Consider the following 26,974-nt stretch of genomic DNA (forward strand, 5'->3'; position numbering starts at 1 on the left):
GGAAACACGTACTCATGCAACACGATTTTCCGCAGGAACTTCAGGACGCCATTCAGTTTTCCGTCGATCACGAATCGGCATGGGATCGCAACGCCGACGGCAAGTTTGGCGTGCACGTGAACGACCCGCCGCCCTGGAACCGTCTGCTGGGCCCGATCCACGATCGCGGGCCCGTGTCCGGCGCAATAGCCGTGGACGGCCGCCTGCTTGCGCAATGGGGCGAGCCCGATCGCGCCGATCTGACCTTCAGCATCGCCAAGACGTATCTGGCGCTGCTCGCGGGCGTCGCGCACGACCGCGGCCTGCTGCCCGATCCCGACGAGCCCGTACGCGTGCGGGTGCCGGGCATCGGCTTCGACGACGACCACAACGCAGCGGTCACGTGGACGCACCTGCTGCAACAGACGAGCGAATGGCAAGGCAAGTGCTTCGGCCTCTCCGACCAGGCCGATCACTATCGCGCCGTCACGTTCGGCGATCCGCCCAACGGCACGAAGGGCGATTTGCGTCCGCTGCAAGCGCCCGGTACGTACTGGGAATACAACGACGTGCGCATCAACCAGTTGTCGCTCGCGCTGTTGCATCTGTTCGGACGACCGTTGCCCGAGGTGTTTCGCGAGGCGATCATGCGGCCCGTGGGCGCGAGCGAGAACTGGCAATGGGTCGGTTACGACGACGCGTGGACCGAGATCGGCGGCAAGCGCGTGCAATCGGTGCCCGGCGGCTCGCATTGGGGTGGCGGCATGTCGGTGAGCGCGAACGATCAGTTGAAGGTCGCGCAGATGCTGCTCGACGACGGCCAGGCCCTGGGCCGCCGCGTGCTATCGAGCGAATGGATCGCGCGCATGCGCACGCCCTGCGCTCTCGCGCCGTTCTATGGCTCGCTGGTCTGGCTCAATACGGGGCGACGCGTGTTCCCGAGCGTGCCGGAGTCTAGCTATTTCGGCGTCGGCGCGGGCAGCTCGTTCATGTGGATCGAGCCGGAGAGAAGGATCGCGCTGATCGTGCGCTGGCTCGATTCGCAATTCGCGGATGCGTTCTTCGGCAAGATGCTGCACGCCGTCGATACCGTGTGTTCGCGATAGCGCAATCGATCGGGCATTGGTCCGATAACGCGCTAACGTCGCCGCATGCCATCGTGGTCCGGCATGCGGCGACGTCCCTCCCGCCTCAAGCCAACGCCATTTCCAGCACGCGCGCGACATGCAGCGCCGTGGCATTCGCGCCATCGTGAATCTGGTGGCGGCAGCTCGTGCCATCCGCCACGACGAGATCCGCGCGATCCGCCTGGCGCACGGCGGGCAACAGCGACAGTTCGGCCATCGCCTGCGATGCTTCGTAGTGCTCTGCTTCGTAGCCGAAGCTGCCTGCCATGCCACAGCACGACGATTCGATCGGCTTCACTTCGAGGCCCGGAATCCAGCCGAGCACCGTGAGCACTGGCCGGAACGCATCGAACGCTTTCTGGTGGCAGTGACCGTGCACCCACGCGCGCGGCGCGGCGAGCTTGTGCAGACGCAGATCGAGCCGTCCTTCGCTCTTCTCGCGCACGAGGAACTCTTCGAACAGGAACGCCGCGGCCGAAAGCTGGCGCGCCTCTTCGCCGTAACCATATTGCAGGAACTCGTCGCGCATCGAGAGCAGGCACGAGGGCTCGAGTCCGACGATCGAAACGCCGCGCTCCACGAACGGCATCAGCGTATCGAGAAGCCGCCGCGCCTCGCGCTTCGCTTCGTCGACGAGCCCAGCTGCGAGGAACGTGCGGCCGCAACATAGCGGGCGCTCATCGCCACGCACGTTGTAATGCACGAAATACCCAGCGGCTTCGAGCACCCGCTTCGCCGCGTAGGCGTTCTCCGGTTCGAAGTTATCGTTGAAGGTATCGACGAACAGCACCACTTCTTTCTGCGCCACCGCTGTGTCATGCTTCGCGCCCACTACGGTGCTTGCGGCAACTTCCGAAAGGAACGAGCGCCGAAAAACCGGTAGCGTGCGCTGCGGCGCGAAGCCGATAACACGCTTCGCCCACGCCGATACGAAAGGAATGCGCACAGTGGCAGCCGCGAGACCGCCAGCCTTCGCGGCGCCCCGCGCATAGCGTGGCAGGAACGCAATCATCTTCTCGCGCAGCCCCACGCCGTGCGTCGCGCTCCATGCCGCGCGAGCCTCGATCTTCAGCTTCGCCATATCGACGCCGGTCGGGCAGTCGCGCTTGCAACCCTTGCAGGACACGCACAGGTCGAGCGTTTCCTTCACCGCCTCGCTCGCGAGGCCTTCGTCGCCGAGCTGCCCGGACATCGCGAGGCGCAAGGTATTCGCACGCCCGCGCGTCACATGCTGCTCGTCCTTCGTCACGCGGTAGCTCGGGCACATCGTGCCCGCGTCGAACTTGCGGCAGTGGCCGTTGTTGTTGCACATCTCCACGGCTTTCGCGAGGCCGCCCGTCCAGTCGTCTCCGGTGCCGGGCGATGTTTCGGCGCCCGTCAGCGGATCGCGCAGCACGTCCCACGCCGACCAGTCGAGCATCGGCCGCAAGGGGCGCTCGCGGTAGCCGGGCGCGAAGCGGAACAGCTTCGCGTCGTCCATCTTCGGCGGCCGCACGATCTTGTCGGGATTGAAGCGGTTCTCGGGATCGAACAGTTGCTTGATCTGCGCGAACGCTTCATTGAGCTTCGGTCCGTACTGCCAGGCAATCCATTCGCCGCGGCACAGGCCGTCGCCGTGCTCGCCCGAATAGGCGCCCTTGTACTCGCGCACGAGTTGCGCGGCCTGCTCCGCTATCGCGCGCATCTTCGCCGCGCCGTCGCGCCGCATGTCGAGTATCGGCCGCACGTGCAGCGTGCCGACGCTCGCGTGCGCGTACCACGTGCCCTCGGTGCCGTGCTCGTGAAAGATATCGGTCAACCGGCTCGTATACTCGGCGAGATGCTCGAGCGGCACGGCGCAGTCTTCGATGAACGACACGGGCTTGCCGTCGCCCTTCATGCTCATCATGATGTTCAGACCTGCCTTGCGCACCTCCCAAAGCGCTTTCTGCTCGTTCGCGTCGACCATCTTCACGACCGAGTCCGGCAAGCCGAGGTCGCCCATCAGCTCCACCAACGCTTCGAGGCGGCGCACCTGCGTGTCGCGCTCGTCGCCCGCGAATTCGACCAGCAGGATCGCATCGGGCCTGCCGACCAGCGCCTTTTCGATGACCGGCTTGAAGCCTGGGTTGCCGAGCGCGAGTTCGATCATGGTGCGATCGACGAGTTCGACCGCCGTCGGCTTCAGCTTGACGATGTGCTGCGCCGAATCCATGGCCTGCCGGAAAGTCGGGAAGCTCACCACGCCCAGCGTCTTGTGCGCGGGCAGCGGCGCAAGCTTCAGCGTGATTTGCCGGCTGAACGCAAGCGTGCCTTCGGAGCCCACCAGCAGATGGGCGAGATTCGCCGTGCCGTCGTCGGTATAGGCAAGCGGGTTCTGGCAGTCGAACAGGTCGATGTTGTAGCCGGCCACGCGGCGCAACACCTTAGGCATGCGCTCCGCAATCTCGGCGCGCTCGCGCGTGGCGATCCGCTTCACGCCTTCAACGAGCGCCGCGAGCCGCGCGCCTTCGTGCGGCAGCTTCAGCGAATGAAAGCGCGCCTCGCTGCCGTCCGCAAGAATCGCGTCGATGCCGAGCACGTTGTGCACCATGTTGCCGTACTCGATCGAGCGCGAGCCGCACGAATTGTTGCCCGCCATGCCGCCAATCGTGCATTGCGCCGCGGTCGAAACGTCGACCGGGAACCACAGCCCATGCGGCTTGAGCCAGGCGTTCAGATGATCGAGCACGACGCCGGGCTCGACGGTGACGGTGCGCGCACCGGCATCGAAATCGACGATGTTGTTCAGCCACTTCGACGTGTCGATCACGAGCGCTTCGCCGACCGTCTGGCCGCACTGGCTCGTTCCCGCACCGCGCGCCAGCACCGGCGCGTGCTCCACGCGCGCGACCTCCAGCGCCGCGCGCAGGTCGTCCTGATCGCGCGGCACCACCACGCCGATCGGCACGATCTGGTAGATCGACGCGTCGGTCGAGTAACGGCCGCGGCTGGCGGCGTCGAAATACACGTCGCCGCGCAGCGCGTTGCGCAGGCGCCGCGCGAGCGCCGACCCCTGGCCCGAAGCCGAGGGAACCAGATGAACCGGCTTGACCAGCATGCCCGACGTGCGCGTACCGTCCATTGCCGTTCACGCTCCCTGATGTGAGATCGCGGTGTCGCTGGGCTTCGCGCCCAAGGCGAAGCGGCTCTCGGGCTGCATGCGGAACGCGAGCACCACGCCGCACCCCATCAGCACCATGCTGCCGACAAAGGGCAGATCCCAGTTGCCGAAACGGTCGATCAGAAAGCCGCCCACCACGGGCGAGATGATCGCCGCCAGCGCCGACCCCGTGTTCATCATGCCGCTCGCCGTGCCCGAGAACTCGGGTGCGATATCCATCGGAATCGCCCACATCGGGCCGATCGTCATTTCGGCGAAGAAGAAGCCTGCCGCGAGGCACGCCATCGAAATGACAGGGTTGTGCACGAACATGAGCGGCACGAGCACGATGAGCGTGATCAGCATGCACACGGAAACCATCCAGCTGCGCGCGCGCTTGAGGTTGCCGGTGCGCCTGTAGAGCGAGTCGGTGACGAGGCCGCCGAGCGTGTCGCCCACCACGCCCGCGAGGAACACCACCGAGGCGAAGATCGCCGACTTCTGCAGATTCAGGTGATAGTTGTGCAGGAAGTATTGGGGAATCCAGCTGAGGAAGAGCCACAGCGTCCAGCCGTAGCAGAAGTAGACGATCGTGACCGGCAGCATGCGCCTGAAGAGCGCCATCCACGGCAGGCCCGTCACGCGCGGGGCCGGCACCGGCAGGATGGCAAGCTCGGCTTCGGTGATGCGCGGGTGATCCTTCGGATGCTCGGTGAACGTGAACGCCCAGACCACGACCCACAGCAGGCTGAGCACCCCGCACACGTAGAACGACTCGCGCCAGCCGTAGCGCGCCATCACCAGCACCACGAGAGCTGGCGCCACCGCATTGCCGATGCGCGACGCGGAGTGCGTGATGCCCTGCGCGAAACCGCGCTGGTCTTTCGCGACCCAGCGCGACATGGCCGAGGTCGACGCGGGAAACGTCGCGCCTTCGCCGAAGCCGAGCAGAAGGCGCGCGGCGAGCAGCGCGGCGAGCCCGCCCGCCATGCCCGTGAGTATCGTCGCGACGCCCCACAGCGCACCGCAAAAGATCAGCGTGCGGCGCGCGCCGAAGCGGTCGCTGACCCAGCCGCCGATAACCTGGAACAGCAGATACGGATACGCAAACGCCGAAAACACCAGCCCCACCTCCGTATGCGACAGCTGGAACTCCTTGCCAAAGCCCGCCGCAGCCGTGCTCACGTTCACACGATCGAGGTAGGTGATGAAGTACATGATGCAGAGCATGATCAGCACGATGCTGCTCGCGCTCGTCAATCGATAACGTCTCATCGTCTGTCTCCGTTGCTTTGTTCTATTGGCCGCATCGCTCTCGCAGGGACGTCCGGCATGGGCGCTGCACAGGAACTGGCTCGCATGCCGCACACCGCGCGCGGCATGCGCCCCCGCCTTATCGGCCCGATGTCAGGCGGCCTTGAGCGACACCGCCTTCGGCTGCGCGGCGAGGTACGTCATCGCGGCTGGCAGGCCGCTCTCAGCAAGCGGCACGCCCGCAATGCGCAGGCCCATCTCGCAGCCGGCCAGCGCCGCCAGCAACGTGAGGTCGTTGCAGTCGCCAAGATGACCGATGCGGAACATGCGGCCCTTCACTTTGCCGAGGCCCGTGCCGAGCGAGAGGTCGAAACGCTCGTAGATGATCTTGCGCACCGCGTCCGCATCGAAGCCCGCGGGCATCATCACGCCCGTGAGCACGGGGCTATAGACGGCGCGGTCGGCGCACTGGATCTCGAGCCCCCACGCGCGCACCGCGAGCCGGCATGCCTCGGCCAGCCGTTGATGCCGCGCGAACACGTTGTCGAGACCTTCCTCGAGCAGCATGTCGAGCGCTTCGGAAAGGCCGTACAGCAGGTTCGTGTTCGGCGTGTACGGCCAGTAGCCGCTCTTGTTCATCTCGATGATCTCGGCCCAGCCCCAGAAGCTGCGCGGCAGCAACGCACGTTCGCTGGCCGCGAGCGCCTTTGCCGAAACCGCATTGAAGCTGATGCCCGGCGGCAGCATGAGGCCCTTTTGCGAACCGGACACGGTCACGTCCACGCCCCACTCGTCATGCCGGTAGTCCGCGCTCGCGAGACCCGAGATCGTGTCCACCAGCAGGAGCGCCGGGTGGCCCGCGGCATCGATCGCGCGGCGCACCGCGGCGATGTCCGAAGTCACGCCGGTCGAGGTCTCGTTATGGACGACGCAGACCGCCTTGATCGCGTGCTGCGTGTCTTCGCGCAGGCGCAGTTCGATCATGTCGGCCTGCACGCCACGCCGCCAGCCCTCCGCGCCGGGCAGGCCAAGGAACTCCGGCTTCAGGCCGAGGCGCTCGGCCATCTGCTTCCAAAGCGTCGCGAAATGGCCGGTTTCGTACATCAGTACCGTGTCGCCGGGGCTCAGCGTGTTCGTGAGCGCGGCTTCCCATGCGCCAGTGCCCGACGCCGGGTAGATCACGACCGGCTGCTGCGTCTTGAAGATCTTCTTGATGCCCTCCAGCACCTTGAGCCCGAGCGCGCCGAACTCAGGCCCGCGGTGGTCGATGGTGGGATAGCTCATGGCGTGCAGGATCCGATCCGGCACCGGGCTCGGCCCCGGAATCTGCAGGAAGTGGCGCCCGGCGGGATGGAAATCGAGCTTCAGCATGCAATCGCTCCTGTTTTGAATTTTGCATGCAAAAAACTATAATCCAGTCGGCCTCGGCGCTCAATCTCAAATTTCGACGTGGTTTACCCGATATCCGCCCGAATATTCGGGTTCCAGTCCTTGGGTTAGAATGCGCTGAAGTCTTCGAAATGCCTTTTGCATGCAAAATCCGAACCTGAACCCCGCCGCCATCAGCCCGGAGCTGCCGCCCGTTCCTCGCCAGCAACTGCACGACACCGTCGTCGACCATCTGCGCCGGTTCATCGTGGAAGGCGTGCTGGAGCCGGGCCGCAAGCTCAACGAGCGCGAGCTGTGCGAAACCCTGGGCATCTCGCGCACGCCGCTGCGCGAGGCGCTGAAAGTGCTCGCGGCCGAAGGACTGATCGAGATTTCGCCGAACCGCGGCGCTTCGGTATCGAAGATGTCGGAGGCGGAGCTGCGCGAGACCTTCGAGTTCATGAGCGGGCTCGAAGCGTTTTCGGGCGAGCTTGCCTGCGAGAGGATCACCCCCGCCGAGATCGCCGAGATCAAGGCATTGCACTATGCGATGCTCGCCTGCCGCGCGCAGAACGATCTGGCCGGCTACTACAGCCGCAACCAGGCCATTCACGACAAGATCAACGAGGCGGCGCGCAATTCGGCGCTGCGGCAAACCTATATCGCCGTGAACCGGCGCTTGCAGGCCCTGCGCTTTCGCTCGAACTTCGAGACCGCGAAGTGGGACCGCGCGGTCCACGACCACGCGGAAATGCTCGAAGCGCTCGACGCGCGCGACGGCAAGCGGCTCGCCGCAATCCTGCGCCAGCACCTGCTCGATAAACGCGATGCCGTGCTGAGGATTGGGGAAGTTCCGCACGCGCAAGAGGAACCCGGCAACTGATCGGTGGCTCGCCTGATTCGCTGCGCGGGTAATGCCGCGCTAGTGCGTTGCGGATTCGAGGAAACTCCGCGCGAGCGGCTTGCGCATGGCATCCCTATATCTTTCATTGACACCTCGTCCAAACAAAAAGGAATCCCCCGTGAGTGAGCACGCCTCCTATTGCGAAGTCACCGACCTGGCCGAATCCCGATCGGAACTCGACGAGATCCGTCATCACCTCCACAAGCACCCCGAGCTGTCCTACGAGGAGGCCAACACCTCGCGCTTCGTCGCGGAAAAGCTCGTGGCCTGGGGCTACGAGGTCACGCGCAACGTTGGCGGACACGGCGTCGTGGCTTCGCTGAAGGCGGGCACGAGCGCGCGTACGGTGGGCGTGCGCGCCGACATGGATGCGTTGCCGATCCAGGAGCTGACCGGCCTCGACTATGCGAGCGTTCACGACGGCAAGATGCACGCGTGCGGCCACGACGGCCACACCACGGTGCTGCTCGGCGCGGCGCGTCAGCTCGCGAAGACGCGCAACTTCGACGGCACCGTGCACCTCATTTTCCAGCCCGCCGAGGAAGCCGGATCGGACAGCGGCGCCGAGCGCATGATCGCCGACGGCCTGTTCGAACGCTTTCCGTGCGAGGCCATCTTCGGGCTGCACAACCACCCGGGTGTGCCCGTCGGCGCGTTCGGCTTCCGCGCCGGGCCGCTGATGGCAGCGTGCGATACCGTCAAGCTGCGCATCCACGGCCGGGGCGGCCATGCGGCGCGTCCGCATCTGGCGGTCGACCCGGTGCTCGTGGGCAGCAGCATCGTGATGGCGCTGCAATCGGTGGTGTCGCGCAACGTCGATCCCAACGAAGCCGCGGTCGTGACGGTGGGCTCGTTCCGCTCGGGCCACGCGCCGAACGTGATCCCCGAAGACGCCGTACTGGAATTGAGCGTGCGCTCGTTCTCGCCCACGGTGCGCGCGACGCTAGAAGCGCGCATCCGCGCACTCGCCGAGTCGCAGGCGCAAAGCTATGGCGCGACGGTGGAGATCGACTATATCCGCGGCTATCCGGTGCTCATCAACAGCGAGGCTGAAACCGAATTCGCGCGCCAGGTCGCCGAGGAACTGGTCGGGCCGGAACACGTCATCTCGCCGTTCCCGCCCATTGCCGGCAGCGAGGACTTCGCGTACTACCTGCAGCAGCGCCCCGGTTGCTTCGTACGCCTTGGCAATGGCGAGGGCCTGCCGATGCTGCACAACGCGCGCTACGATTTCAACGACGAGAACCTGACGATCGGCGCGGCGTTCTGGACACGTCTGGTCGAGCGCTTTCTCAGCAAGGACCGCGCATGACCACTGCGGCTTCGTCGCTCCTGAAAGCAGCGACGAAGCCGCGCCTGGCGCACCCGGCCTGCCACTGCGAAGTCGAAGGTCCCCTGGAGCAATGATGCATGTTGCGCGCGGCGGTCATGGATACCCGCGCTAAAGACAGTTAGTTGCACGGCGGAACGAGAGCCGCCCCCCCCCTCGCCGGCCGACGTAGCACATGTGATGGCAACGGTGTGCGAAGAGGACCCGGGCCATGCCGGTGGATCGTACAAACCACGAAATGTATGATGCCGCTTATCGCGTCAAGGCGACGTGGCGACATTAGCGTGCGGACAAGACGCTAGCCGAGCCAGTCCTCGTGCGCACCGAGCCCCCGCTGACAGGCGCCGCGCTTGAGCCGCTGCGTCGTCCTGCACTACGGGTTTGAACGGGGCTTGTCCGCCGAAACGGGTTACCGGCAATGGAGGAATCCATGTTCGACAAGGCGCTACGTTTCGAGGGTGGAGCGGACTGGCATCACTTCCATGTTTATACCGACAGCACGCCTGTAGCGATGCTGCTCATCGCAGGCTTGCTGCTCGCGATCCTGCTGGCGAGCGCGATCTGCTATTACGTCACGCGCTCGATCATGCTGATGATCGTTGGCCGCCTTGCGCGCCAGCCGCAGCGCAAATGGCTGCGCGCAGCCGAGTCCCACAAGGTATTCCATCGGCTCGCGCCGCTCGTGCCCGCCTTGATCCTCTATGCGTCCGCCCCCCTGCTCTCGGGCATCACGTTCGCGCCGGTTGCGGCGCTCGGACATCCACTGGCGGTGCTCGCGGCATGCTACATGGTGTACACGCTCCTGCGCGCCGCGCTCGCGCTCCTCGACAGCGTGGGTGAGCGCTACAGTCACTTCCCGTCCGCAAGCGAGCGCCCGATCAAGAGCTTTCTGCAGACCGCAACCATCGCGCTCTACGTGATTGCGCTGATCGCGGGGATCTCGGTTTTGCTGGAACGCTCGCCGGCCTACTTCCTCACCGGCCTGAGCGCAATGACGGCGCTTCTGATCATCATTTTCCGCGATTCGCTGCTCGGCTTCGTGGCCAGCATCCAGCTCACCGTCTACGACATGGTTCGCGTGGGAGACTGGATTGAAGTGCCCGGCTTCGTCGCCGACGGCACCGTGATCGACATTGCACTAAACACGATCAAAGTCCAGAACTTCGACAATTCGATCGTCATGCTGCCAAGCTACGTTCTGCTTACGAACAGCGTGAAGAACTGGCGTGGGATGACCGAGTCGGGCGGCCGGCGCGTCAGGCATGCGATACATTTCGATGCCGACACCGTCCGCTTTCCAGACGAGGCACTGCTCGTCCAGCTGGGCAACGATCTTGAAGGGCCCCTTGTGCGAGCTTCACCCGGGGACACCCAGCGCCGCACGAACCTCGGCCTGTACCGGCTCTATCTGAACGCGTATTTTCGCGATCATCCGGCGGTCCGCAAGGACATGCCGATCGTCATCCGGCAGGTGCAGTCGAGCCAGCCCGTCATCGCACTCGAGATCTTTCTCTACGTCGACGAAACGCGCTGGGAGCCGTACGAAAGCCTGCAGTCGGACATGCTCGATCATGCCTACGGGCTCGTGCCGCAGTTCGGCTTGCGCTGCTGGCAGGAGCCACGCGCGTCGTCGCGACAGGTGTAATCTGCCAGCCCACGCGACAGGCAACAAGATAGCGCCTGCATGGTCCACGATCGGCCGCGTGCTGATTTCACTCGTCACCGCCCCGATGTTCGAAGAGACGGACAACAAGGCGCGACCAGGAAACGCGCAGAGCGCAAACGTTTCGTGCGGCCGAACGCATGTTTCGTCCTCCGCCCGGCTTCTTTCAGGCCCTTCAGGCCGGAACGCCCAGCGGCTACTTACTCCCGTTCATTCCGCCATTCGGCGCCATCGGCTGATTGTTCATGCCGCCGTTGTCATTGTTATACGACGGCATGGATTGACGAGGCGCTGGCGCGGGCGCAGCCCCGGTACCCGTGCCCATGCCACCACCGGTAGCTGTCGTGCCCGGCGCTCCATAGCCGCTATCCGAATAGCCGCTGCCCGTGGTGTTGCCCGGCGGCCGCGCCGTGTTGATGCCCGCCGCGCCTCCCGCCGTGCCGCCGCCCGCGCCCACGCCTGCCCCACCACCCGCGCCCTGCGCCAGCGCCGCCGCGGAACAGGTTGCGAGTACGACCCCCGCCAACAATCGCTTGATCGAACCATTCATTTCGCTCTCCTTGAGGTTTAGTGGATGAAACTGCCGCGTGACGTCTTCACAGCACGCCACACCACATCGTTTCTAGCGCAAGCGCCATACCGCTCCTCCGAATTCCGAATTGGGCATGGGGCCGCACGGCGCGGCATCCCGCTTGCTGTTTTGCCAATGCATGCGCGCCGGTGGATCGACCACCGGCATTTCGAGGTTTCAACCGAGGAGGAATCTGCAATGGCCAACATGCTCGACAACTGCAAGGTCGCAATCCTTGCCATGGACGGCTTCGAGGAAGTCGAACTTACCGAGCCGCTGCGCGCGCTGAAAGAAGCGGGTGCGCGTGTCGACGTGATCTCGCAGAAGAGCGGCGAGATCCAGGGCTTCCGGCACGTCGACAAGGGCAGCAAGGTCAAGGTCGACTGCACCTTCAGCAAGGCGAACGCCGACGACTACGACGCCGTGGTGCTACCGGGCGGCGTGGTCAACAGCGACGCGATCCGCGTGATCCCGCAAGCGCAGGCCTTCGTGCGTGCGGCCAACGACGCGCACAAGCCGATAGCCGTGATATGCCACGGCGCATGGCTGCCGGTGTCGGCGGGCATCGTCAAGGGGCACACGCTGACGAGCTGGCCGTCGCTGCAGGACGACATCCGTAACGCGGGCGGCAAGTGGGTGGACGAGACCATGGTTCACGACGGCAACTTCATCACGAGCCGCAAGCCCGACGACCTGCCCGCCTTCAACGCGGAGCTGATCTCCACGCTTTCGGCTACGGCGGCTACGGCGTAGCCCGCCCGGTACGGTAAATATCGATCGGAGCATCGATCAAAGCGCCACCTGCACGCCCAGCTCGACCATATGCTCGGGCGCGAGGCCGTAATACTCGGCGCTCGAAGCCGAGTGAAACGACATGAACGCGAAGAGCCGCGTGCGCCAGCGGCTCACGTCGCGTTCCGCGTGGCTGCGCAGCACTTCGTCGCGCGGCAGATAGAAGGTCGTCTGCGCGGGGTCGAAGCGCCATGGGCCGAGCCGGCCTTCCAGCGAGGCCAGCAGGCGCGGCAGATTGCGCCGCTCGACAAAGCCGTGATGCGCGACGATCTCCCAGCAACCGTTGCCGAGGTCGCGCGCCTCGGTGCGCGTTTCCTCGTCGGCCCGTGGCGCGGACTCCGAGAGATTGGCGAACACGATCACAGTCGAGTGCAGAACGTGGTTGTGACGCAGTTCGCTCGCAAGCGCGGCCGGTGTCATGCCGGGCGCACTGCCTGGATAAACGGCCGTGCCCGGCACGCGAGAGCGCTGCGCTGTCCGCGCATACGCCGCGCACGAAGGCTTCGAGGGATTCGCCGCGCCCGGCGTGGCGCACTTCCAGTTCCCTGCCGCGCTTCCACGTGCTCATCGTGATGAACAGTAGCGCACCGACAGAGACCGGAAACCAGCCGCCGGTGGGAATCTTGGGCAGATTCGCTGCGAACAGCATGCCGTCCGCGAGCAGGAGCGGCACGCACGCGAGCGCCGTTGCGAGCCGCGACCAGCCCCATACTTCACGGCATACGGCCAGCATCTGCAACGACGTGGTCAGCATCGTGAGCCCGACCGCGAGGCCGTAGGCCGACGTGAGCCGCTCCGAGCCGCGGAAGAACAGCACGAGAAACACGACCGCCGCGAGCAACCCCGCGTTGACCGCCGGAACATAGACCTGGCCGCGCCGCGTGCGCGAGGTTTCGATCGTGCGCATGCGCGGCAGGAAGCCCAGCTCGATGGCCTGGCTCGTCATCGAAAACGCGCCGGAAATTACGGCCTGCGCAGCGACGATGGTGGCGAGCATGGCAATGCCCACTGCTGGAATCAGGGCCCAGTGCGGCACCGAGCGAAAGAACGGCTGGTCCGCGCCCTTCGGCTCGAACAGAATGGTCGCGGCGTGGCCGAAATAGCCAACGACGATCGAAGGCAGCACGACGCAGAAGAAAGCCATGCGAATGGCCCGCGTGCCGAAATGGCCGATATCGGCGTAAAGCGCCTCGGCGCCCGTCAACGCGAGGATCACGGCGGCGAGCACGCCGAACGCGAGCGCCGGATGTGCGAAGGCGAGCCGCACCGCCCAGAGCGGCGACAGCGCGGCAAGAATCGCCGGATAGCGCACGACGTGATAGACGCCCACCACGCCGAGGTCTCGCTGCGGACTTGCGCAATCCGGTGGCGGCGCCTATATTCGTTGCGATACGCAACCATTTGCCGACGCCACCTACCCGCGCGACCGGATGACCGGATGGAGACCGTCATGGATTTTGTCGACATGCCTGCGCAACCGCGCGAAACGACGATTCTGGAACTGCGCGAATTCTCGCGGCGGCTCGTGCGTGAGCTGGGCTTCATGCGCACGACGCTCGCGGACAGCGATCTCGCACCTTCCGCCGTGCACGCCATCATCGAGATCGGCGCGAAGCCGGGCATCAATGCGAGGGCGCTCGGCGACATCCTGCGGCTCGACAAGTCGAACACGAGCCGCCAGGTCGCGCGGCTCGAGGCAGCCGGTTTCGTCAGACGCAAAACCGCCGCCGAGGACGCGCGCTCGTCCGAACTGCACCTCACAGCGGCCGGCCAGAAGCTGCGCGCGAAGATCGACCGCTTCGCGACCGACCAGGTGTCCAATGCACTGCGGCGCCTCGTGCCGGCCGATCAGCAGGCCCTCGTGCGCGCGCTCGCGCTCTACGCCGACGCGCTCGCGCACGACAATCCCAACGAGGCAAGCGGCGCCGCGCAAACGGCGGGCGTCACGCTCGTCGAAGGTTATCGGCCCGGCTGCATCGGCGACATCGCCGCCCTGCACGCGCGCTTCTACGCCGCGAACTGGGGTTTCGGCGCTTACTTCGAGAAGAAGGTGGCGACGGAGCTGGCCGAGTTTGCCAGTACGTTGCCCGCCGAGGGCAAGGCGTTGTGGCTCGCCGTGGAGCGCGAGCGCATCCTGGCTTCGCTTGCCATCGACGGCCATGGCAGCGGGGCATCGGGCACGGCGCACCTGCGCTGGTTCATCGTGGACGACTCGTTGCGCGGCACCGGCATCGGCAGGCAGTTGATGGCGCACGCCATGCAGTTCGTGGATGCGCACTACGCCGAGACTTACCTGTGGACCTTCAAGGGCCTCGACGCCGCGCGCCATCTGTACGAATCGTTCGGCTTCCGGCTTGCGGAGGAGTCCGAAGGAAATCAGTGGGGCACGAAAGTCACCGAACAGCGCTTCGTGCGGCGCGCGGGCGGCGCGGCCTGAGTTCCTGCGGAACCTGTCGAGCGGCCGCGCGACAGCCCGCGTTCAGTCCTTCGAAGCGTATTCGCGATCGAGCTGGTCGTAGAACGGCTTGTTCACGAGGCGCTGGCGTTCGGCGAACGGCGCGACGATAGTCGCGTCCTCATCCAGACGGCCGTTCGCGCTCAGTGCGCCAAGCGCGCGCTGCATGCCGACCACCGCGCCTTGCAGCGCCGCGTTCGCGTACAGCACCAGCGCGTAGCCGAGGCCGGCCAGCGCTTCGCGCGACTGCACCGGCGTCTTGCCGCCAATCACGATGTTGATGAGTTGCGGGGCGTCGATGAGCTTCGGCAGGCGTTCGATGTCTTCGAGCTTCTCGGTCGCTTCGATGAACAGGATGTCCGCGCCTGCTTCGATGAACGCGTGACCGCGCGCGATGGCATCTTCGATGCCGTGTACCGCTGCCGCGTCGGTGCGGGCCATGATGAGCAGGTTGCCGTCCTCGCGCGCATCCACGGCCGCGCGGATCTTGCCCACCATCTCGCTCGCGCCGATCACTTCCTTGTTGGCGAAGTGACCGCACTTCTTCGGCATCACCTGATCTTCGAACTGGATCGCGTCCGCGCCGCTGCGCTCCAGTGTGCGCACGGTATGGCGCACGTTCAGGGCGTTGCCGAAGCCCGTGTCGGCGTCGACGATGAGCGGCAGATTGACCGCATCGCGCACGCGCGCCGTGTGCTCGGCAATGTCGGAAAGGCCGATGAAACCGAGGTCGGGCAGCCCGAACGACATGTTGGTCACGCCCGCGCCCGTGAGGTAGAGGGCTTCGAAGCCGGCGTCCTCGATAACGCGCGCGCTCATGGCGTTGAAGGCGCCAGGCACGAGCAGGCCGCGGCGTTCGTTGACCTTCGCGCGAAAAGCGGCGCGGCGTTCGGCAGTGGAAGTCGTCATTGCAATGGCTCCGTCATGTTGGGTTTGGGTTTGCGATGGATCAGATTTTTGCACGAAGCATGCCAATCGACAGGAGCATTGCCTGATCCATATAAAACAATGGGTTAGGCGTTTTCCCTCGCATCTGGCGTTTCATGCCACAATCGCTGGAACGTTTCATGGAACGTTTCTTCGTTCCACTCTCCCGAGGACTCCGCCGTGCCGCCGCCCAGCCTGCCCCAAGCCGCCAGCCGCCCGAGCATCGCGCTCGTGAGCATCAGCCGGCTGCGCAATCTCTGCGAAACCGTCGCGCCGCGCTATGCCAACGAAGCGCGCTTTTTCAACATCCGCGAAGGCTACGGCGACGCCGTCACCGCACTGCAGCCGTATATCGAAGCCGGCACGGTGGACGTGGTGCTGGCCGCCGGCTCCAATGGCGCGTACCTGCGCGACAACCTGAGCGTGCCCGTCGTCATGGTGAAGGTGAACGGCTTCGACGTGCTGGCCGCCATCACCCACGCGAACGCCACGTGGCCCGGCGCACCGATCGGGCTGATCCTGCACGAAAGCGTCTCGCACGAGCTGGCCGACCTCGGCGCGTGGCTCAACCTGCGCTTGACGCAGCGCGCCTATCGAACTGCCGACGAAGTGCGCGCCGCCGTCACGACGCTCGCAGCCGAAGGCTGCGGCGTCATCATCGGCCCCGGCATGGCCTGCGATCTCGCCCAGGCGGCGGGGCTCGAAAGCGTGTTCCTCTATTCCCTCGGCGCGGTGTACGAGGCGTTCGAACGCTCGGTCGAGCTCGCGCGCGTGAGCCGCCAGAAAGAGTCGAAGCGGGTGCGCCTGAACACGATCGTGGCGCACCTGCGCGACGGCGTGGCCGCCTTCGACGAAGCCGGCCAGCTCGAAGCGGTCAACCCGGCGATGCTCGATCTGCTCGGCCTCGACCGGGCGCACGACGTGAACGCCCAGTTAATCCGCGCGGTGGGCGCGCTGCTGCGCGAAGTGTCCGGCGGCGCTGCGCCGGTCGACGAGCGCATCGAGCAGATCGGCGGACGCTCGCTCATCGTGAGCTGCGTGCCTATCGTCGAGCAGGGCGCACGCTCGGGCGCGGTAGTGACCGCGCAGGACGCGCTCGTTGCGCAGCGTATCGACCGGTCGCTGCGCACGACGCAACGCCCGCGGCATCTCGTGGCGCGCTACGAGCTGGGCGACCTGGTTGGCGAGTCGCCGGCGATGGCGCGCGTGCGGCGCCTCGCCGCCATGAGCGCCGCGCACGACGCGACCGTGCTCCTCACCGGCGAGAGCGGCACCGGCAAGGAGCTCGTCGCGCAGGGCATCCATAACGCGAGCCGGCGGCGCGGCAATCCGTTCGTCGCCTTCAACTGCGCGGCGCTGCCGGAGGGGCTCATCGAAAGCGAACTGTTCGGCCACGAGGAAGGCGCGTTCACGGGCGCGCGGCGCGGCGGCAAGCCTGGGCTCGTGGAGATCGCGCACACGGGCACGATCTTCCTCGACGAGATCGGCGAGATGCCGCCTGCGTTGCAAAGCCGCCTGTTGCGTGTGCTCCAGGAGCGCGAGGTGATGAAGCTCGGCGCGAGCCGCGCCACGCCCGTCGACGTGCGCGTGATCGCCGCCACCCATCGCGACCTGCGCGCGCTGGTTCAGGAACGCACGTTCCGGGCCGATCTGTATTTCCGGCTCAATCTGCTGCATATTCCGTTGCCGCCACTACGCGAACGCCGCGACGACATTGCCGCGCTCGCTCGCCACCTGCTCGAACGCATGGCCGATCGCTATGGCTTGCGCGCCGCCGCCATCGAGCATGTGCTCGCGTTGTTCGCGCCGCATTTCGCGAGCTATGCGTGGCCGGGCAATGTTCGCGAGCTGGAGAACCTGCTCGCGCGCGCCGCCATCTTTCTCGCCGATGAAACTTGCGCCACGCCGATGAATGATTCGTTGTGCGATATATTTCCGGAATTCGCGCGTGATGACGAAATCATCGAAATACCGCAGCGCCCGCTTCGCGCTCCGGAGGCAGTCCAGCGCGATACCGGCTCAGTCACGCCTGTCACGCGCGAAGACATCGAGCGGGCGCTCGCGGCGCACGGCGGCAATCGCGCGGCCGCGAGCCGTGCGCTCGGCATAGGCCGGACTACGCTTTGGCGCTTGATGAAGGGCGTATAAGAGGCAAGTTAAAGAGCGCGGCTCGGTACGTCTGAAGAAGTGCAAGCAGACGAGCGCGTAGCCAAGCTTCAGAAACGAAATAAACGGCGCAATACGAGCATCACGCAACCGAGCACGAAGATGCCGCCCGCGATTCCCGCGAATCGAACCGCAGCGGCGCGAGGGTCGACTGACCACGAGCTATCCTGCACGAAAACCAGCAGGAAAGCGATCGTGAACTGGCGCCCGACATAACTCGCGCCCTGCTGCCCCGTTTGCACGTGGCAGCCTGCCCACACGCCCGCCGCAAGCGCAAGCAGATACGCAATCTCGTGGCCGCGCACGAGCGGCAACAACACGATTCCCACGGCCCCGGCGAGCAGCGCGCCGATCATCCGATGCACCATCTTTTCGACGATCGCCTCTTGGGAGCTCATCAGCTGCGAAGACGGAAGAATGAGCACGGCAATAATCGTGACGAGTGCCTGCGGCAAAGCCTGCAACTTCAGCACGTAAGCAAACGACGCAACGATCACGACAGCGACGGCGGCCTGCGCCGCCATTGCCGCGCGCGCCCGGCGCATGCGTTCGAGCGACGGCTGCGGCTCTGCACGAGGGGCCGCAGGGGTGGCATCGGGCGGCGGCGCTGGATCGCGGCGCCGCTGCCCACCGACGTGAAAGCAACCCGTTACCAGCACGCATGCGCCCACACCGACGCTCACATCGACCACTCGCAGCACCGCGAACTGGGCGGTGGGACCCAGCGTATGCAGTTCGTGGGCCTCGTAGACCACCATCACCGCCGTGACGCCCCCGAGCACCCATCCATACGAAGCACGGCTCGCATTTGCCCGAAAAACCGTGATCGCGGTGATCGCGCCGAGAAGCGGCACGAACAGCCATGGCTGCTGTCCGAACGCAGGCCCCAGCAGCACGCCGGCCGCGGCGCCCAGCACCGTCCCCAGCACGCGGTGCAACGCCCGTTCGGCGGACGAGGCGAAGTTCGCCTGCATGACGGCGAATCCGCTGATGGCCGCCCACCATACGTCGGGCAGCTTCAGCGCATGGGCAAGCGCAACCGAAAGGCCGACGGAAATCATCGCCTGGATACCGAAGCGCGCGCGCGTGGTTGACGGCTTCCATGCAGCGAACTCGCGACCCAGTGCGAGAACCGCATCGCGGGCTGTGTGCACAATCAACGTGTCACGCATGTCGTTTCACCGTGGCTCAACGTTCGCAGCCGTTTCATCCGTTACAGTCTAAAAGGCCAGTTCAAAACTCCATTGGCGACTTCGGCATTCTGCCCCCGGCTTGCGTAGCGCGGCGAGATCGTGGCTCCGAGCGCGTGCCGAGCGTTGCCGCATCGTCACGGCACGCCGTCACGATGCGCTCAGGTATCATCGATTCCCGCTCCTCGCCTCGATCGCATGCGCGTCCAACCCGTCGCGGAAAACCCATCGTGAACAATTTCAACGTCTTGCTTGCGCTTTCCGGTGTCCTGCTGCTGGACGCTGAGTGTCCCCGGCACATCGGCACCTGCGTGCCATCGTGATGAGGAGTCGCGCCATGCGCTTGAGCATGCGGTTTTCCTTTTTCAGCTTCGCCGCGCCGCCCTTCCGATGGCCTGCCGCGTGGCTGCTGGCGTTCGTGTTGACCGCCGCCGGCTTTCCCGCGCCGGCACAAACGCTTCCCGGCGTAGTCGACATCCCCACGCGGCCGGGCGTCACTCAGCGTTTTCTCTTCATTGCCCCTGAGGCGCCGAAGGCCGCCGCGATCCTTTATGCCGGCGGCCATGGCGACCTGCAACTCGACAAGAACGGCACGTTCGGCTGGGGCAAGAACAACTTTCTCGTGCGCACGCGGCTGCAGTTCGTCAATGACGGCGTAGCCGTGGCGGTGATCGATGCGCCGAGCGACCGGCAATCGCCGCCCTACCTCGACGGCTTTCGCCTCACGCCAGAGCATGCCGAGGACGCGCGCGCCGTGATTGCATGGTTGCGCGAGCAGTTCCATGTGCCGGTCTGGCTCGTGGGCACGAGCCGAGGCACGCAATCGGTCGCCGCCATCGCCATCGCGCTCGCCAATGGCGGCGGCCCGGACGGCATCGTGCTCACCTCCACCATCCTTCGCGACAACCGGCGCGGCGACCCGGTCACGAGCATGAATCTCGCAGCACTCAAGATTCCCGTACTCGTGGTGCACAACAAGGACGATGCTTGCCGACTTTGTCCGGTATCCGAAACAGATACGCTCATGCAAAAACTCACGCAATCGCCGAAAACGAAGCTGATGCTCGTTTCGGGCGGCGCGTCACGGGGCGACCCGTGCGAAGCGCTGGCGTATCACGGCTTCAATGGCATCGAGAGCGACGTCGTGCAACAGATCACGGCGTGGATGGTCGCGCCGTGAGCGCTTCAACACGCGGCTGATGGCGCTTTCCTCGCCCATATCCGCTTCGCCGGCCCGGCACTCGCAAGGGCCACATGATTCAAACGCTGCGTGCCACCGCAGCGCCGCAACCCCTGCGGCACTGCGATTGCTCTTCAAGTGATTTTCCACGGAGTGAAATCATGAGCACGAGCGATCATCCGTCCACGCGGCGCAAGGGCGGCCGTCCCGCGCGGCAACGTCACACCCATGCGAGCGCGAGCAAACGTCACACGAAAGGCAACGCGAGCCGTTCCAAGAACCGATGGTCGCAGCACGTGAGCGAAACAAGCGACGCCATGGACCTGGAAGCGGGCGTGTTCAAGACGGGCACGGCCGACGCCATTGCCCGTTCGCTCAAGGAGTCGTCGCTGCGCAGCCGGCGGCGCAAAGGCACGCCGTTTCAATCGGCCATGTCGATGCTGAACTTCTACATCAATCGCGCGGGAAAGAATCTGCCGAAATCTCGCCGCGAGACGCTCGCGAAGGCCAAGGGAAAGCTGCGGGAAGCGTTTGGCCGCAAACCGTGAACGCTGCACCCGGGTCTGCCTCAAGCAGGCATTGTTAAGACGAGTGCATCGCAAACCCCGGGCGCAAGGTCTCAGATATCCGCCTAACCTGGCATTCCTTCCTTTTTTCTCTCCCGGCGAAACGAAAGGCACGATCGCAACGACATCGAACACGCCAATCCCGTCAAAAGGGCGACATTGACCTGCATCAATTGGCCCGACGCCGATTGGCGGTGTCATGTTTCAAGGGGTCGATGTTCAACGGGCTGCGGCCCCCGCCCGACTTCGCCACAGGGAGCGCACAGATGACGCTCATCGCCACGTTCGTCGCGCTCGTTTTCGTCTATAGCCTGATCTCCCGAAGTCTCGAACGGACCATCATCACGGCGCCGATCCTGTTCACGGCGCTAGGCGCGCTCATGTCGTTTTCGCCTGAGGCGTTGAACGAGCTTGCACTCGACAGGAAAGACCTGCTGTTGATCGCCGAACTGGGCCTCGTGATGACGCTATTCACCGACGCCTCCCGCGTACGCCCACACATGCTCAAAGGCGAGACCAACCTGCCCGTCCGCCTGCTGAGCACGGGCATGCTGCTCACCATCGCGCTGGGCGTCCTGGCCGCCATGGTCGTCGTGAGATCGCTCACGTGGTGGGAAGCCGGTATTCTCGCGGCCATTCTGGCGCCGACCGACGCGGGGCTCGGGCAGGCCATCGTCAGCAGCCCGCGCGTGCCGCGACGCATTCGTCAGGCGCTGAACGTGGAGGCCGGCCTGAACGACGGGCTCTCCGTGCCTTTCCTGATGTTCTTCATCGCGTTGGCGGAAGTCCGCGAGACAGCCGCGGGAGGTTCGGTGCTGACCCGCTTCCTGCTCGAGCAGCTCGGTTACGGCACACTGGTCGGAGTTGGCGTCGGCCTGCTCGGCGGCTGGCTGCTTGGTCTGGCTCGCCGCAAGGAATGGATGGCCGAACCGTTCGCGCAACTCGGCGTCGTTGCCCTTCCCATTGGCTGCGTTCTGCTTTCCGAGGCCACCGGCGCGAGTATGTTCATCGCCGCTTTCGTGGCCGGTCTGGCGGCTCAGGCAGGCTTCAGCGAGGTCGGGAAGCACAGCGTCGAGTTCACCGAGGATTGGGGGCAACTGTTCAACTACTTTGTTTTCTTCCTGTTCGGCCTATTCGTCACGCGTGTCTGGACGCAGTTCGATTTCGCCATCGTCGCCTACGCCGTGCTGAGTCTCACGCTGATCCGCATGGTTCCCGTGGCGCTCGCGTTGAGGGGCACCCACCTCAGCCCGGCGTCCGTGCTGTTCATGGGCTGGTTCGGCCCGAGGGGGCTTGCGTCGATCGTTCTTGGCCTCGTCTATCTCGAAGGCGAAACGAATCTGCCCGGCGAACCGACCATCAAGCTGGTCGTCATGGCGACGGTCCTGCTGAGCATTTTCGCTCACGGGTTGACCGCACTGCCCGCAATCAGCCGCTATACGCGGGCGATCGCCACACTCGGAGACAGCGCGCCCGAGCACGAGACTGCCGCCGCCGATGCTGCCGATGCCGCCGATAAGGCGAGCGCCGGCGGCGTCTGATACGGAAGATGGCTTCGCTCGCGATTTGCCTTCGCTAGCCGCGCACCACCAATACCGGGCGCGACGCTATGCGAAGAAGCCCCTCGGCAACGCTGCCCAGCACCGCCCTGCTCACGCCGTGCCTGCCATGGGTGCCGATGACGATCACATCGGCTTCGTGCATTTTCGCGCAGCGGAGCAGGCATTCCGCGATCGAGTCGGATTTCCCAAGGGTCTCGCAGATTTCGACCGAGCACGCAACGCGCTGGGCGGTCATCGCTCGCCGCGCTTCGTCCAGTGCGAGGCGCCCGTCTTCATTGAGTACCCTGCCGAGCGCTTCGGGATCGTAGTAGCCAGCGTATGGGGCGAGGCCCCATTTGTGCACGACATAGACAGCGTGCACGTGAGCGTCACCCAGTGTCGCAAGCGTGATGGCTTCCTGCGTCGCGCGCCGCGCTGAAGCGCCGCCGTCCACCGCCAGCAGAATCCTTCCGTAAACGGGCATTGTCATATGTCGGCTTCCTCGTGCGTCGTTGCTGGCGCTCAGTGGGTTCGCGAAGCTGTCCTGCGCGGGATGCGCGAGCACGATCACAGGGTTTTGTATGGCGCGCTCCCTTCGAATGAAGAGACACAACGCGCCCCAAATCCCAGGATATGCAGTCCGCCGCCCCGTTAACTGACTTCGGTCAATTGATCGCGATTCGGGGGAAGGCGCGAAAGCGCCGGCACCCGCTAGACCCAAAGTCTGCTTGATCTGAGTCAATCGTGCTCGGCGGTGGTCCCGTGAGACTGGAGCAGCACGACACGCAGGCCATGTCGTGATCGCCACCGAATTGTGCATGCGAGGAGACTATGTCCCATCCCGAACCGACGCCCACCGGCATCGCCCCATCCCCGATTCCCCTGCTCAAGGGCGCCGCCATCGACGGCATGCCTGCTTATCGCGCGCTCGTCGACGAAGCGCGCCGCGACCCCGACGCCTTCTGGTCACGTCTCGCGCGCGAGCACCTCGACTGGAAGCGTCCGTTCACGCGCACGCTCGACGCGTCGAACGCGCCGTTCTTCAAGTGGTTCGACGACGGGCTGCTCAACGCCTCGTACAACTGCCTCGACCGCCATCTCGCGAACGGCGGCGCCGAGCGCACCGCGCTGATCTTCGAGGCGGACGACGGCACGCTCACCACGCTCACCTACGGCGAGTTGCACGCACGCGTGTGCCGCGTCGCGAACGCGCTGCGCGAGCGCGGCGTGCGGCGCGGCGACCGCGTGATGATCTATCTGCCGATGTCGATCGAAGGCGTCGTCGCGATGCAGGCCTGCGCGCGCATCGGTGCGCCGCATTCGGTCGTGTTCGGCGGCTTTTCCGCGAGGTCGCTGCACGAACGCATGGTCGACGTCGGCGCATGCGTGCTCATCACTGCCGACGAGCAGGTGCGCGGCGGCCGCCATCTGCCCCTCAAGACGATCGCGGACGAAGCACTCGCGCTGGGCGGCAGCGAGAACGTGCATACCGTGATCGTCTATCGCCGCACGGGCGGCTCGATCCCCTGGCACGCGCAGCGCGACGTGTGGCTGCATGAACTCGAAGCGGCGCAGTCGTCCGAATGCGAGCCCGAGTGGGTCGACGCCGAGCATCCGCTCTTCATTCTCTACACCTCCGGCTCGACGGGCACGCCCAAGGGCGTGCAGCACAGCACCGGCGGCTATTTGCTGTGGGCGGCGCTCACGATGAAGTGGACCTTCGACATCCGGGCGTCGGACGTGTTCTGGTGCACGGCCGACATCGGCTGGATCACGGGGCACAGCTACATCTGCTACGGCCCGACCGCGGCGGGCGCCACGCAGGTGATCTTCGAAGGCATACCGACCTGGCCGGACGCAGGCCGCTTCTGGCAGATGATCGAGCGCCACAAGGTATCGATTTTCTATACCGCGCCCACGGCCATCCGCTCGCTCATCAAGGCGGCGGACAACGAGCCCGCAGTGCATCCGTCACGCTATGACCTGAGTTCGCTGCGCCTGCTCGGCACCGTGGGCGAGCCAATCAACCCGGAGGCGTGGCGCTGGTTCGCGACTCAGGTGGGCGCAAACCGCTGCCCCGTTCTCGACACGTTCTGGCAAACCGAAACCGGCGGCCACATGATCGCGCCTCTGCCCGGCGTCACGCCGCTCGTGGCGGGCTCGTGCACGCTGCCGCTGCCCGGCATCGAAGCGGCCATCGTCGACGAATCGGGGCACGAAGTGCCCAACGGCAATGGCGGCCTGCTTGTCATCAAGCGGCCCTGGCCTTCGATGCTGCGCACGATCTGGGGCAACCCGGCGCGCTATCGCGCCGGCTACTTTCCTGACGAACTGGGCGGCAAGCTCTATCTCGCCGGCGACGGCGCGATCCGCGACGCGCAAACCGGCTATTTCACGATCACCGGCCGCGTGGACGACGTCCTCAACGTCTCCGGCCACCGCATGGGCACGATGGAGATCGAGTCCGCGCTCGCGGCTCATCCGGAGGTCGCCGAGGCCGCCGTGGTAGGTCGCCCCGATGCGACCACGGGCGAGGCGATCGTCGCCTTCGTGGTGCTCAAAGGCGCGCGTCCTGTCGACGACGAAGCGCAGCGCATTGCCGATGCTTTGCGCGCGTGGGTCGGCCACGAGATCGGACCGATTGCCAAGCCGCGTGAAATCCGCTTCGGCGATGCGATGCCCAAAACGCGCTCCGGCAAGATCGTGCGCCGCCTGCTGCGCTCTGTCGCAAAGGGCGAAGGCATCGAGCAGGACACCTCGACCGTCGAAAACCCCGGCGTCATCGCGCAGTTCAGCAAGGCTGCATGAACGGCAACGATTTTGAATGTGATCAGAGAGACTCGCCATGAAGACTTCCGCACCCAACCCCGCTGCCCTCGGCCTCGCCGGTTTCGCTCTAACGACCTGGCTACTCAGCATGATCAACGCCGGATGGTTCGGCGGCGAATCGCTGGGCCTCGTGCTTGCCTGCGCCCTGGCGTTCGGCGGCAGCGCGCAGGCCATTGCCGGACTCATCGAAATCCCGCGGGGCAATACGTTCGGCGCCACCGCGTTCATCGCCTATGGCGCGTTCTGGTGGTCGCTCGCGCTGTATCTGATGTATTTGCACGAGCATGTCGTGCCGGCTTTCGTCGGCTGGTATCTGCTGCTGTGGGGCGTTTTCACGTTCTACATGTGGATCGCTACCTGGCGCGCCTCGCGGGTCCTGCAACTGCTGTTCGCAGCGCTATGGGTCACGTTCTTCCTGCTCGCCGCGAGCGAATGGACCGGCTCGCTCGCCCTGCATCATGCGGGCGGCTACGCTGGGCTCTTCACCGCCCTCGTCGCGTTCTACCTTTCCGCGGCGGAAATCATCAACGAGACCCACGGCCGTAGCGTGCTGCCCACCGGCGCGCCGACCCGCACGAATGCCGACGACCTGGCCGGCGCACGCGCCGCGTGAATCGGGCGTCCCCTTTCCATCGGACAACCAGGGAATCGACACGAACACGCGTACCGTCCAATGGTTCAATGATGCCGGGGGCTTCGTCAAAGGCCAGCCAGCCATCGAAGCCCAGGCGATTTGAGCGACCGGAGCACACCATGACCGAGCTTCAACGTATCGACTACGAACCCGCGCCCCTCTTGCCGCCCGCCCCCGCGAGCGGCGAGGCGCTCGACTTCATCGTTCTGCCCCGACCTCGTCACGACGCGGGTGTGCCTCTGCTGACGGCCCTTACCCGGCGCAGAAGCACGCGCACCTATGCGGATACGCCCATGACGCTCGATACGATCGGCGAACTGCTCTGGGCGGCCAACGGCATCAATCGTCCGGAGACCGGCGGCCACACCGCGCCATCCGCACACGGCTTCCATGAGATCGACATCTACGCCGCGCTCCCGCATGGCGTGTATCGCTACGATCCTGCGCTTCACCATCTCGTGCTCAAGCACGTGGCCGACGCGCGCAACATGACCGGCTACCAGGACTTCGTGGCAAAGGCCCCGCTCGACCTCGTGTACGTGCTGCGAGGCTCGCAGGTTCTCGACACGCCAAAGCAGCAGCGCGAACTCTTCGCCGCCGTGGCAGCGGGCGCGATCTGCCAGAACGTTTCGCTCTACTGCGCATCGGAAGGGCTCGCCACCGTGGTGCGAGGCTGGATCAATCAAAGGCGGCTCGCCGACGCGCTGCGCCTGAACGAGGACGAAGTGCCGCTCCTCGCGCAGACAGTGGGCAGGCCCGCGGCCCCGTGACCGGCCAGTCTGGCCAGACGCGCCGCAGCGCACAGGCACACGGCCTTGGCCGGCCGGCAGCGGACGTGCCGATGGGCTGTGTCGATGCGCAGGCGGCGGCAAGCCGTAACGGCGCAATGCAGGGAAAGGAAACAACGATGTTTACACGTGTCGATCTGAGCGCCGTCCAAAGCGTTTATCGGCTTTGCTACGTCCGCCCGCCCTGGGCCTGGTTCACGCGCATCTCGCTCGACGAGCAATGGGGCGAGCACTGGGAGCGCGCGCCGTATATGCACGAGGCCGGCGATCCCTACTCCGACGAACCCGACCAGATCCTCAAGGTCGGCTTCGACGCGCCGCTGCTGGGCCCGGAAGAGGGAGAGCACGCTCACCCGCACAGCGTGCAGGAAATCAATGCAAGACAGGCGCCGTGGCTGCGCACCGAGAGCTATCTCGGCGGTCCCACCATCCACATCATGGCGGGCGTCACGCTCCAGCGATTCACGGAGCTGGTCGAACTGGCAGGGGGAATGGTGTACGCGCCCCTCGGCTGGGGCGAACTGCCCACGGTGCCGCTCGCTTCGAACGCCGCCCGCTGAACGCTCGGCCCGTGACCGATTGCCCGGGG

Annotated in this window: 22 protein-coding genes and 1 pseudogene; 14 read left to right on the forward strand and 9 right to left on the reverse strand. The window is 65.5% G+C overall.

The window, feature by feature from the left end; genetic code table 11:
- Positions 1 to 14: 14 nt before the first annotated feature.
- On the forward strand, positions 15 to 1,085 hold the full coding sequence (locus VMJ11_RS04370; RefSeq protein WP_325617263.1) for a serine hydrolase domain-containing protein: 1,071 nt from the start codon (positions 15 to 17) through the stop codon (positions 1,083 to 1,085).
- A gap of 85 nt (positions 1,086 to 1,170) precedes the next feature.
- On the opposite strand, the gene VMJ11_RS04375 is transcribed toward VMJ11_RS04370, so the two are convergent.
- The 3 genes from VMJ11_RS04375 to VMJ11_RS04385 all read right to left on the reverse strand — a co-directional run bounded on the left by VMJ11_RS04375 (position 1,171) and on the right by VMJ11_RS04385 (position 6,852).
- On the reverse strand, positions 1,171 to 4,209 hold the full coding sequence (locus VMJ11_RS04375; protein ID WP_325617265.1) for an FAD-binding and (Fe-S)-binding domain-containing protein: 3,039 nt from the start codon (positions 4,207 to 4,209) through the stop codon (positions 1,171 to 1,173).
- A gap of 6 nt (positions 4,210 to 4,215) precedes the next feature.
- On the reverse strand, positions 4,216 to 5,502 hold the full coding sequence (locus VMJ11_RS04380; protein WP_325617267.1) for an MFS transporter: 1,287 nt from the start codon (positions 5,500 to 5,502) through the stop codon (positions 4,216 to 4,218).
- 132 nt (positions 5,503 to 5,634) lie between these two features.
- Entirely contained in the window at positions 5,635 to 6,852 is a 1,218-nt protein-coding gene (locus VMJ11_RS04385) for a pyridoxal-phosphate-dependent aminotransferase family protein (protein WP_325617269.1), read from the reverse strand.
- A 160-nt stretch (positions 6,853 to 7,012) separates the two neighbouring features.
- On the opposite strand from VMJ11_RS04385, the gene VMJ11_RS04390 reads away from it, so the two are divergent.
- The 3 genes from VMJ11_RS04390 to VMJ11_RS04400 all read left to right on the forward strand — a co-directional run bounded on the left by VMJ11_RS04390 (position 7,013) and on the right by VMJ11_RS04400 (position 10,728).
- Positions 7,013 to 7,732: a GntR family transcriptional regulator gene (locus VMJ11_RS04390; protein ID WP_325617271.1), complete on the forward strand. Its 720-nt coding sequence runs from the start codon at positions 7,013 to 7,015 to the stop codon at positions 7,730 to 7,732.
- A 139-nt stretch (positions 7,733 to 7,871) separates the two neighbouring features.
- Entirely contained in the window at positions 7,872 to 9,065 is a 1,194-nt protein-coding gene (locus tag VMJ11_RS04395; protein ID WP_414694295.1) for a M20 aminoacylase family protein, read from the forward strand.
- Positions 9,066 to 9,513: 448 nt separating this feature from the next.
- Positions 9,514 to 10,728 (forward strand): mechanosensitive ion channel family protein, encoded by a 1,215-nt coding sequence (locus VMJ11_RS04400; RefSeq protein WP_325617275.1) that lies wholly within the window; start codon positions 9,514 to 9,516, stop codon positions 10,726 to 10,728.
- 214 nt (positions 10,729 to 10,942) lie between these two features.
- Here VMJ11_RS04400 and VMJ11_RS04405 read toward each other — a convergent pair whose 3' ends face one another.
- Positions 10,943 to 11,296, reverse strand: coding sequence for a hypothetical protein (locus VMJ11_RS04405; RefSeq protein WP_325617277.1), 354 nt, complete (start codon positions 11,294 to 11,296; stop codon positions 10,943 to 10,945).
- 219 nt (positions 11,297 to 11,515) lie between these two features.
- On the opposite strand from VMJ11_RS04405, the gene VMJ11_RS04410 reads away from it, so the two are divergent.
- Positions 11,516 to 12,070, forward strand: coding sequence for a type 1 glutamine amidotransferase domain-containing protein (locus tag VMJ11_RS04410; protein ID WP_325617279.1), 555 nt, complete (start codon positions 11,516 to 11,518; stop codon positions 12,068 to 12,070).
- Between the two features lie 36 nt (positions 12,071 to 12,106).
- Here the strand turns inward: VMJ11_RS04410 and VMJ11_RS04415 are convergent, their stop codons facing one another.
- Positions 12,107 to 12,529: a KUP/HAK/KT family potassium transporter gene (locus VMJ11_RS04415; RefSeq protein ID WP_414694296.1), complete on the reverse strand. Its 423-nt coding sequence runs from the start codon at positions 12,527 to 12,529 to the stop codon at positions 12,107 to 12,109.
- A gap of 160 nt (positions 12,530 to 12,689) precedes the next feature.
- Positions 12,690 to 13,442, reverse strand: a pseudogene (locus VMJ11_RS04420) (KUP/HAK/KT family potassium transporter); the annotation flags it as partial.
- Between the two features lie 117 nt (positions 13,443 to 13,559).
- On the opposite strand from VMJ11_RS04420, the gene VMJ11_RS04425 reads away from it, so the two are divergent.
- Complete coding sequence (locus VMJ11_RS04425) at positions 13,560 to 14,546, forward strand: bifunctional helix-turn-helix transcriptional regulator/GNAT family N-acetyltransferase (RefSeq protein ID WP_325617284.1); 987 nt, start codon at positions 13,560 to 13,562, stop codon at positions 14,544 to 14,546.
- Between the two features lie 42 nt (positions 14,547 to 14,588).
- Here VMJ11_RS04425 and VMJ11_RS04430 read toward each other — a convergent pair whose 3' ends face one another.
- Positions 14,589 to 15,473 carry an oxaloacetate decarboxylase gene (locus tag VMJ11_RS04430; RefSeq protein WP_325617286.1) on the reverse strand — a complete coding sequence of 295 codons (885 nt, stop codon included), beginning with the start codon at positions 15,471 to 15,473 and terminating at the stop codon, positions 14,589 to 14,591.
- 198 nt (positions 15,474 to 15,671) lie between these two features.
- Here VMJ11_RS04430 and prpR point away from each other — a divergent pair, with 198 nt between their 5' ends.
- On the forward strand, positions 15,672 to 17,639 hold the full coding sequence (prpR, locus tag VMJ11_RS04435) for a propionate catabolism operon regulatory protein PrpR (protein ID WP_325617288.1): 1,968 nt from the start codon (positions 15,672 to 15,674) through the stop codon (positions 17,637 to 17,639).
- Positions 17,640 to 17,707: 68 nt separating this feature from the next.
- Here the strand turns inward: prpR and VMJ11_RS04440 are convergent, their stop codons facing one another.
- Positions 17,708 to 18,829 (reverse strand): FUSC family protein, encoded by a 1,122-nt coding sequence (locus VMJ11_RS04440; RefSeq protein WP_325617290.1) that lies wholly within the window; start codon positions 18,827 to 18,829, stop codon positions 17,708 to 17,710.
- A 355-nt stretch (positions 18,830 to 19,184) separates the two neighbouring features.
- Between VMJ11_RS04440 and VMJ11_RS04445 the strand changes: the two genes are divergently transcribed.
- The 3 genes from VMJ11_RS04445 (at position 19,185) to VMJ11_RS04455 (ending at position 22,134) form a co-directional block, all read left to right on the forward strand.
- Positions 19,185 to 20,027, forward strand: a complete 843-nt coding sequence (locus VMJ11_RS04445; RefSeq protein WP_325617292.1) for an alpha/beta hydrolase — start codon at positions 19,185 to 19,187, stop codon at positions 20,025 to 20,027.
- Positions 20,028 to 20,188: 161 nt separating this feature from the next.
- A complete protein-coding gene (locus tag VMJ11_RS04450; protein ID WP_325617294.1) occupies positions 20,189 to 20,575 on the forward strand; it encodes a DUF3175 domain-containing protein in 387 nt (128 codons plus the stop codon).
- A 284-nt stretch (positions 20,576 to 20,859) separates the two neighbouring features.
- A complete protein-coding gene (locus VMJ11_RS04455; protein WP_325617296.1) occupies positions 20,860 to 22,134 on the forward strand; it encodes a cation:proton antiporter in 1,275 nt (424 codons plus the stop codon).
- Positions 22,135 to 22,168: 34 nt separating this feature from the next.
- On the opposite strand, the gene VMJ11_RS04460 is transcribed toward VMJ11_RS04455, so the two are convergent.
- Positions 22,169 to 22,705, reverse strand: a complete 537-nt coding sequence (locus VMJ11_RS04460; protein ID WP_325617298.1) for a universal stress protein — start codon at positions 22,703 to 22,705, stop codon at positions 22,169 to 22,171.
- A 260-nt stretch (positions 22,706 to 22,965) separates the two neighbouring features.
- Between VMJ11_RS04460 and acs the strand changes: the two genes are divergently transcribed.
- The 4 genes from acs to VMJ11_RS04480 all read left to right on the forward strand — a co-directional run bounded on the left by acs (position 22,966) and on the right by VMJ11_RS04480 (position 26,945).
- The gene (gene acs / locus VMJ11_RS04465) at positions 22,966 to 24,942 is read left to right on the forward strand and encodes an acetate--CoA ligase (RefSeq protein ID WP_325617300.1); all 1,977 of its coding nucleotides are present in this window, start codon (positions 22,966 to 22,968) and stop codon (positions 24,940 to 24,942) included.
- Positions 24,943 to 24,979: 37 nt separating this feature from the next.
- Positions 24,980 to 25,576 (forward strand): acetate uptake transporter, encoded by a 597-nt coding sequence (locus tag VMJ11_RS04470; RefSeq protein WP_325617302.1) that lies wholly within the window; start codon positions 24,980 to 24,982, stop codon positions 25,574 to 25,576.
- Positions 25,577 to 25,716: 140 nt separating this feature from the next.
- Positions 25,717 to 26,367 carry a nitroreductase family protein gene (locus VMJ11_RS04475; RefSeq protein WP_325617304.1) on the forward strand — a complete coding sequence of 217 codons (651 nt, stop codon included), beginning with the start codon at positions 25,717 to 25,719 and terminating at the stop codon, positions 26,365 to 26,367.
- Positions 26,368 to 26,504: 137 nt separating this feature from the next.
- Positions 26,505 to 26,945 carry a hypothetical protein gene (locus tag VMJ11_RS04480; RefSeq protein WP_325617306.1) on the forward strand — a complete coding sequence of 147 codons (441 nt, stop codon included), beginning with the start codon at positions 26,505 to 26,507 and terminating at the stop codon, positions 26,943 to 26,945.
- The last annotated feature ends 29 nt before the right edge of the window (positions 26,946 to 26,974 follow it).

The sequence above is a fragment of the Paraburkholderia sp. genome (assembly GCF_035501035.1).
GTDB lineage: Bacteria > Pseudomonadota > Gammaproteobacteria > Burkholderiales > Burkholderiaceae > Paraburkholderia.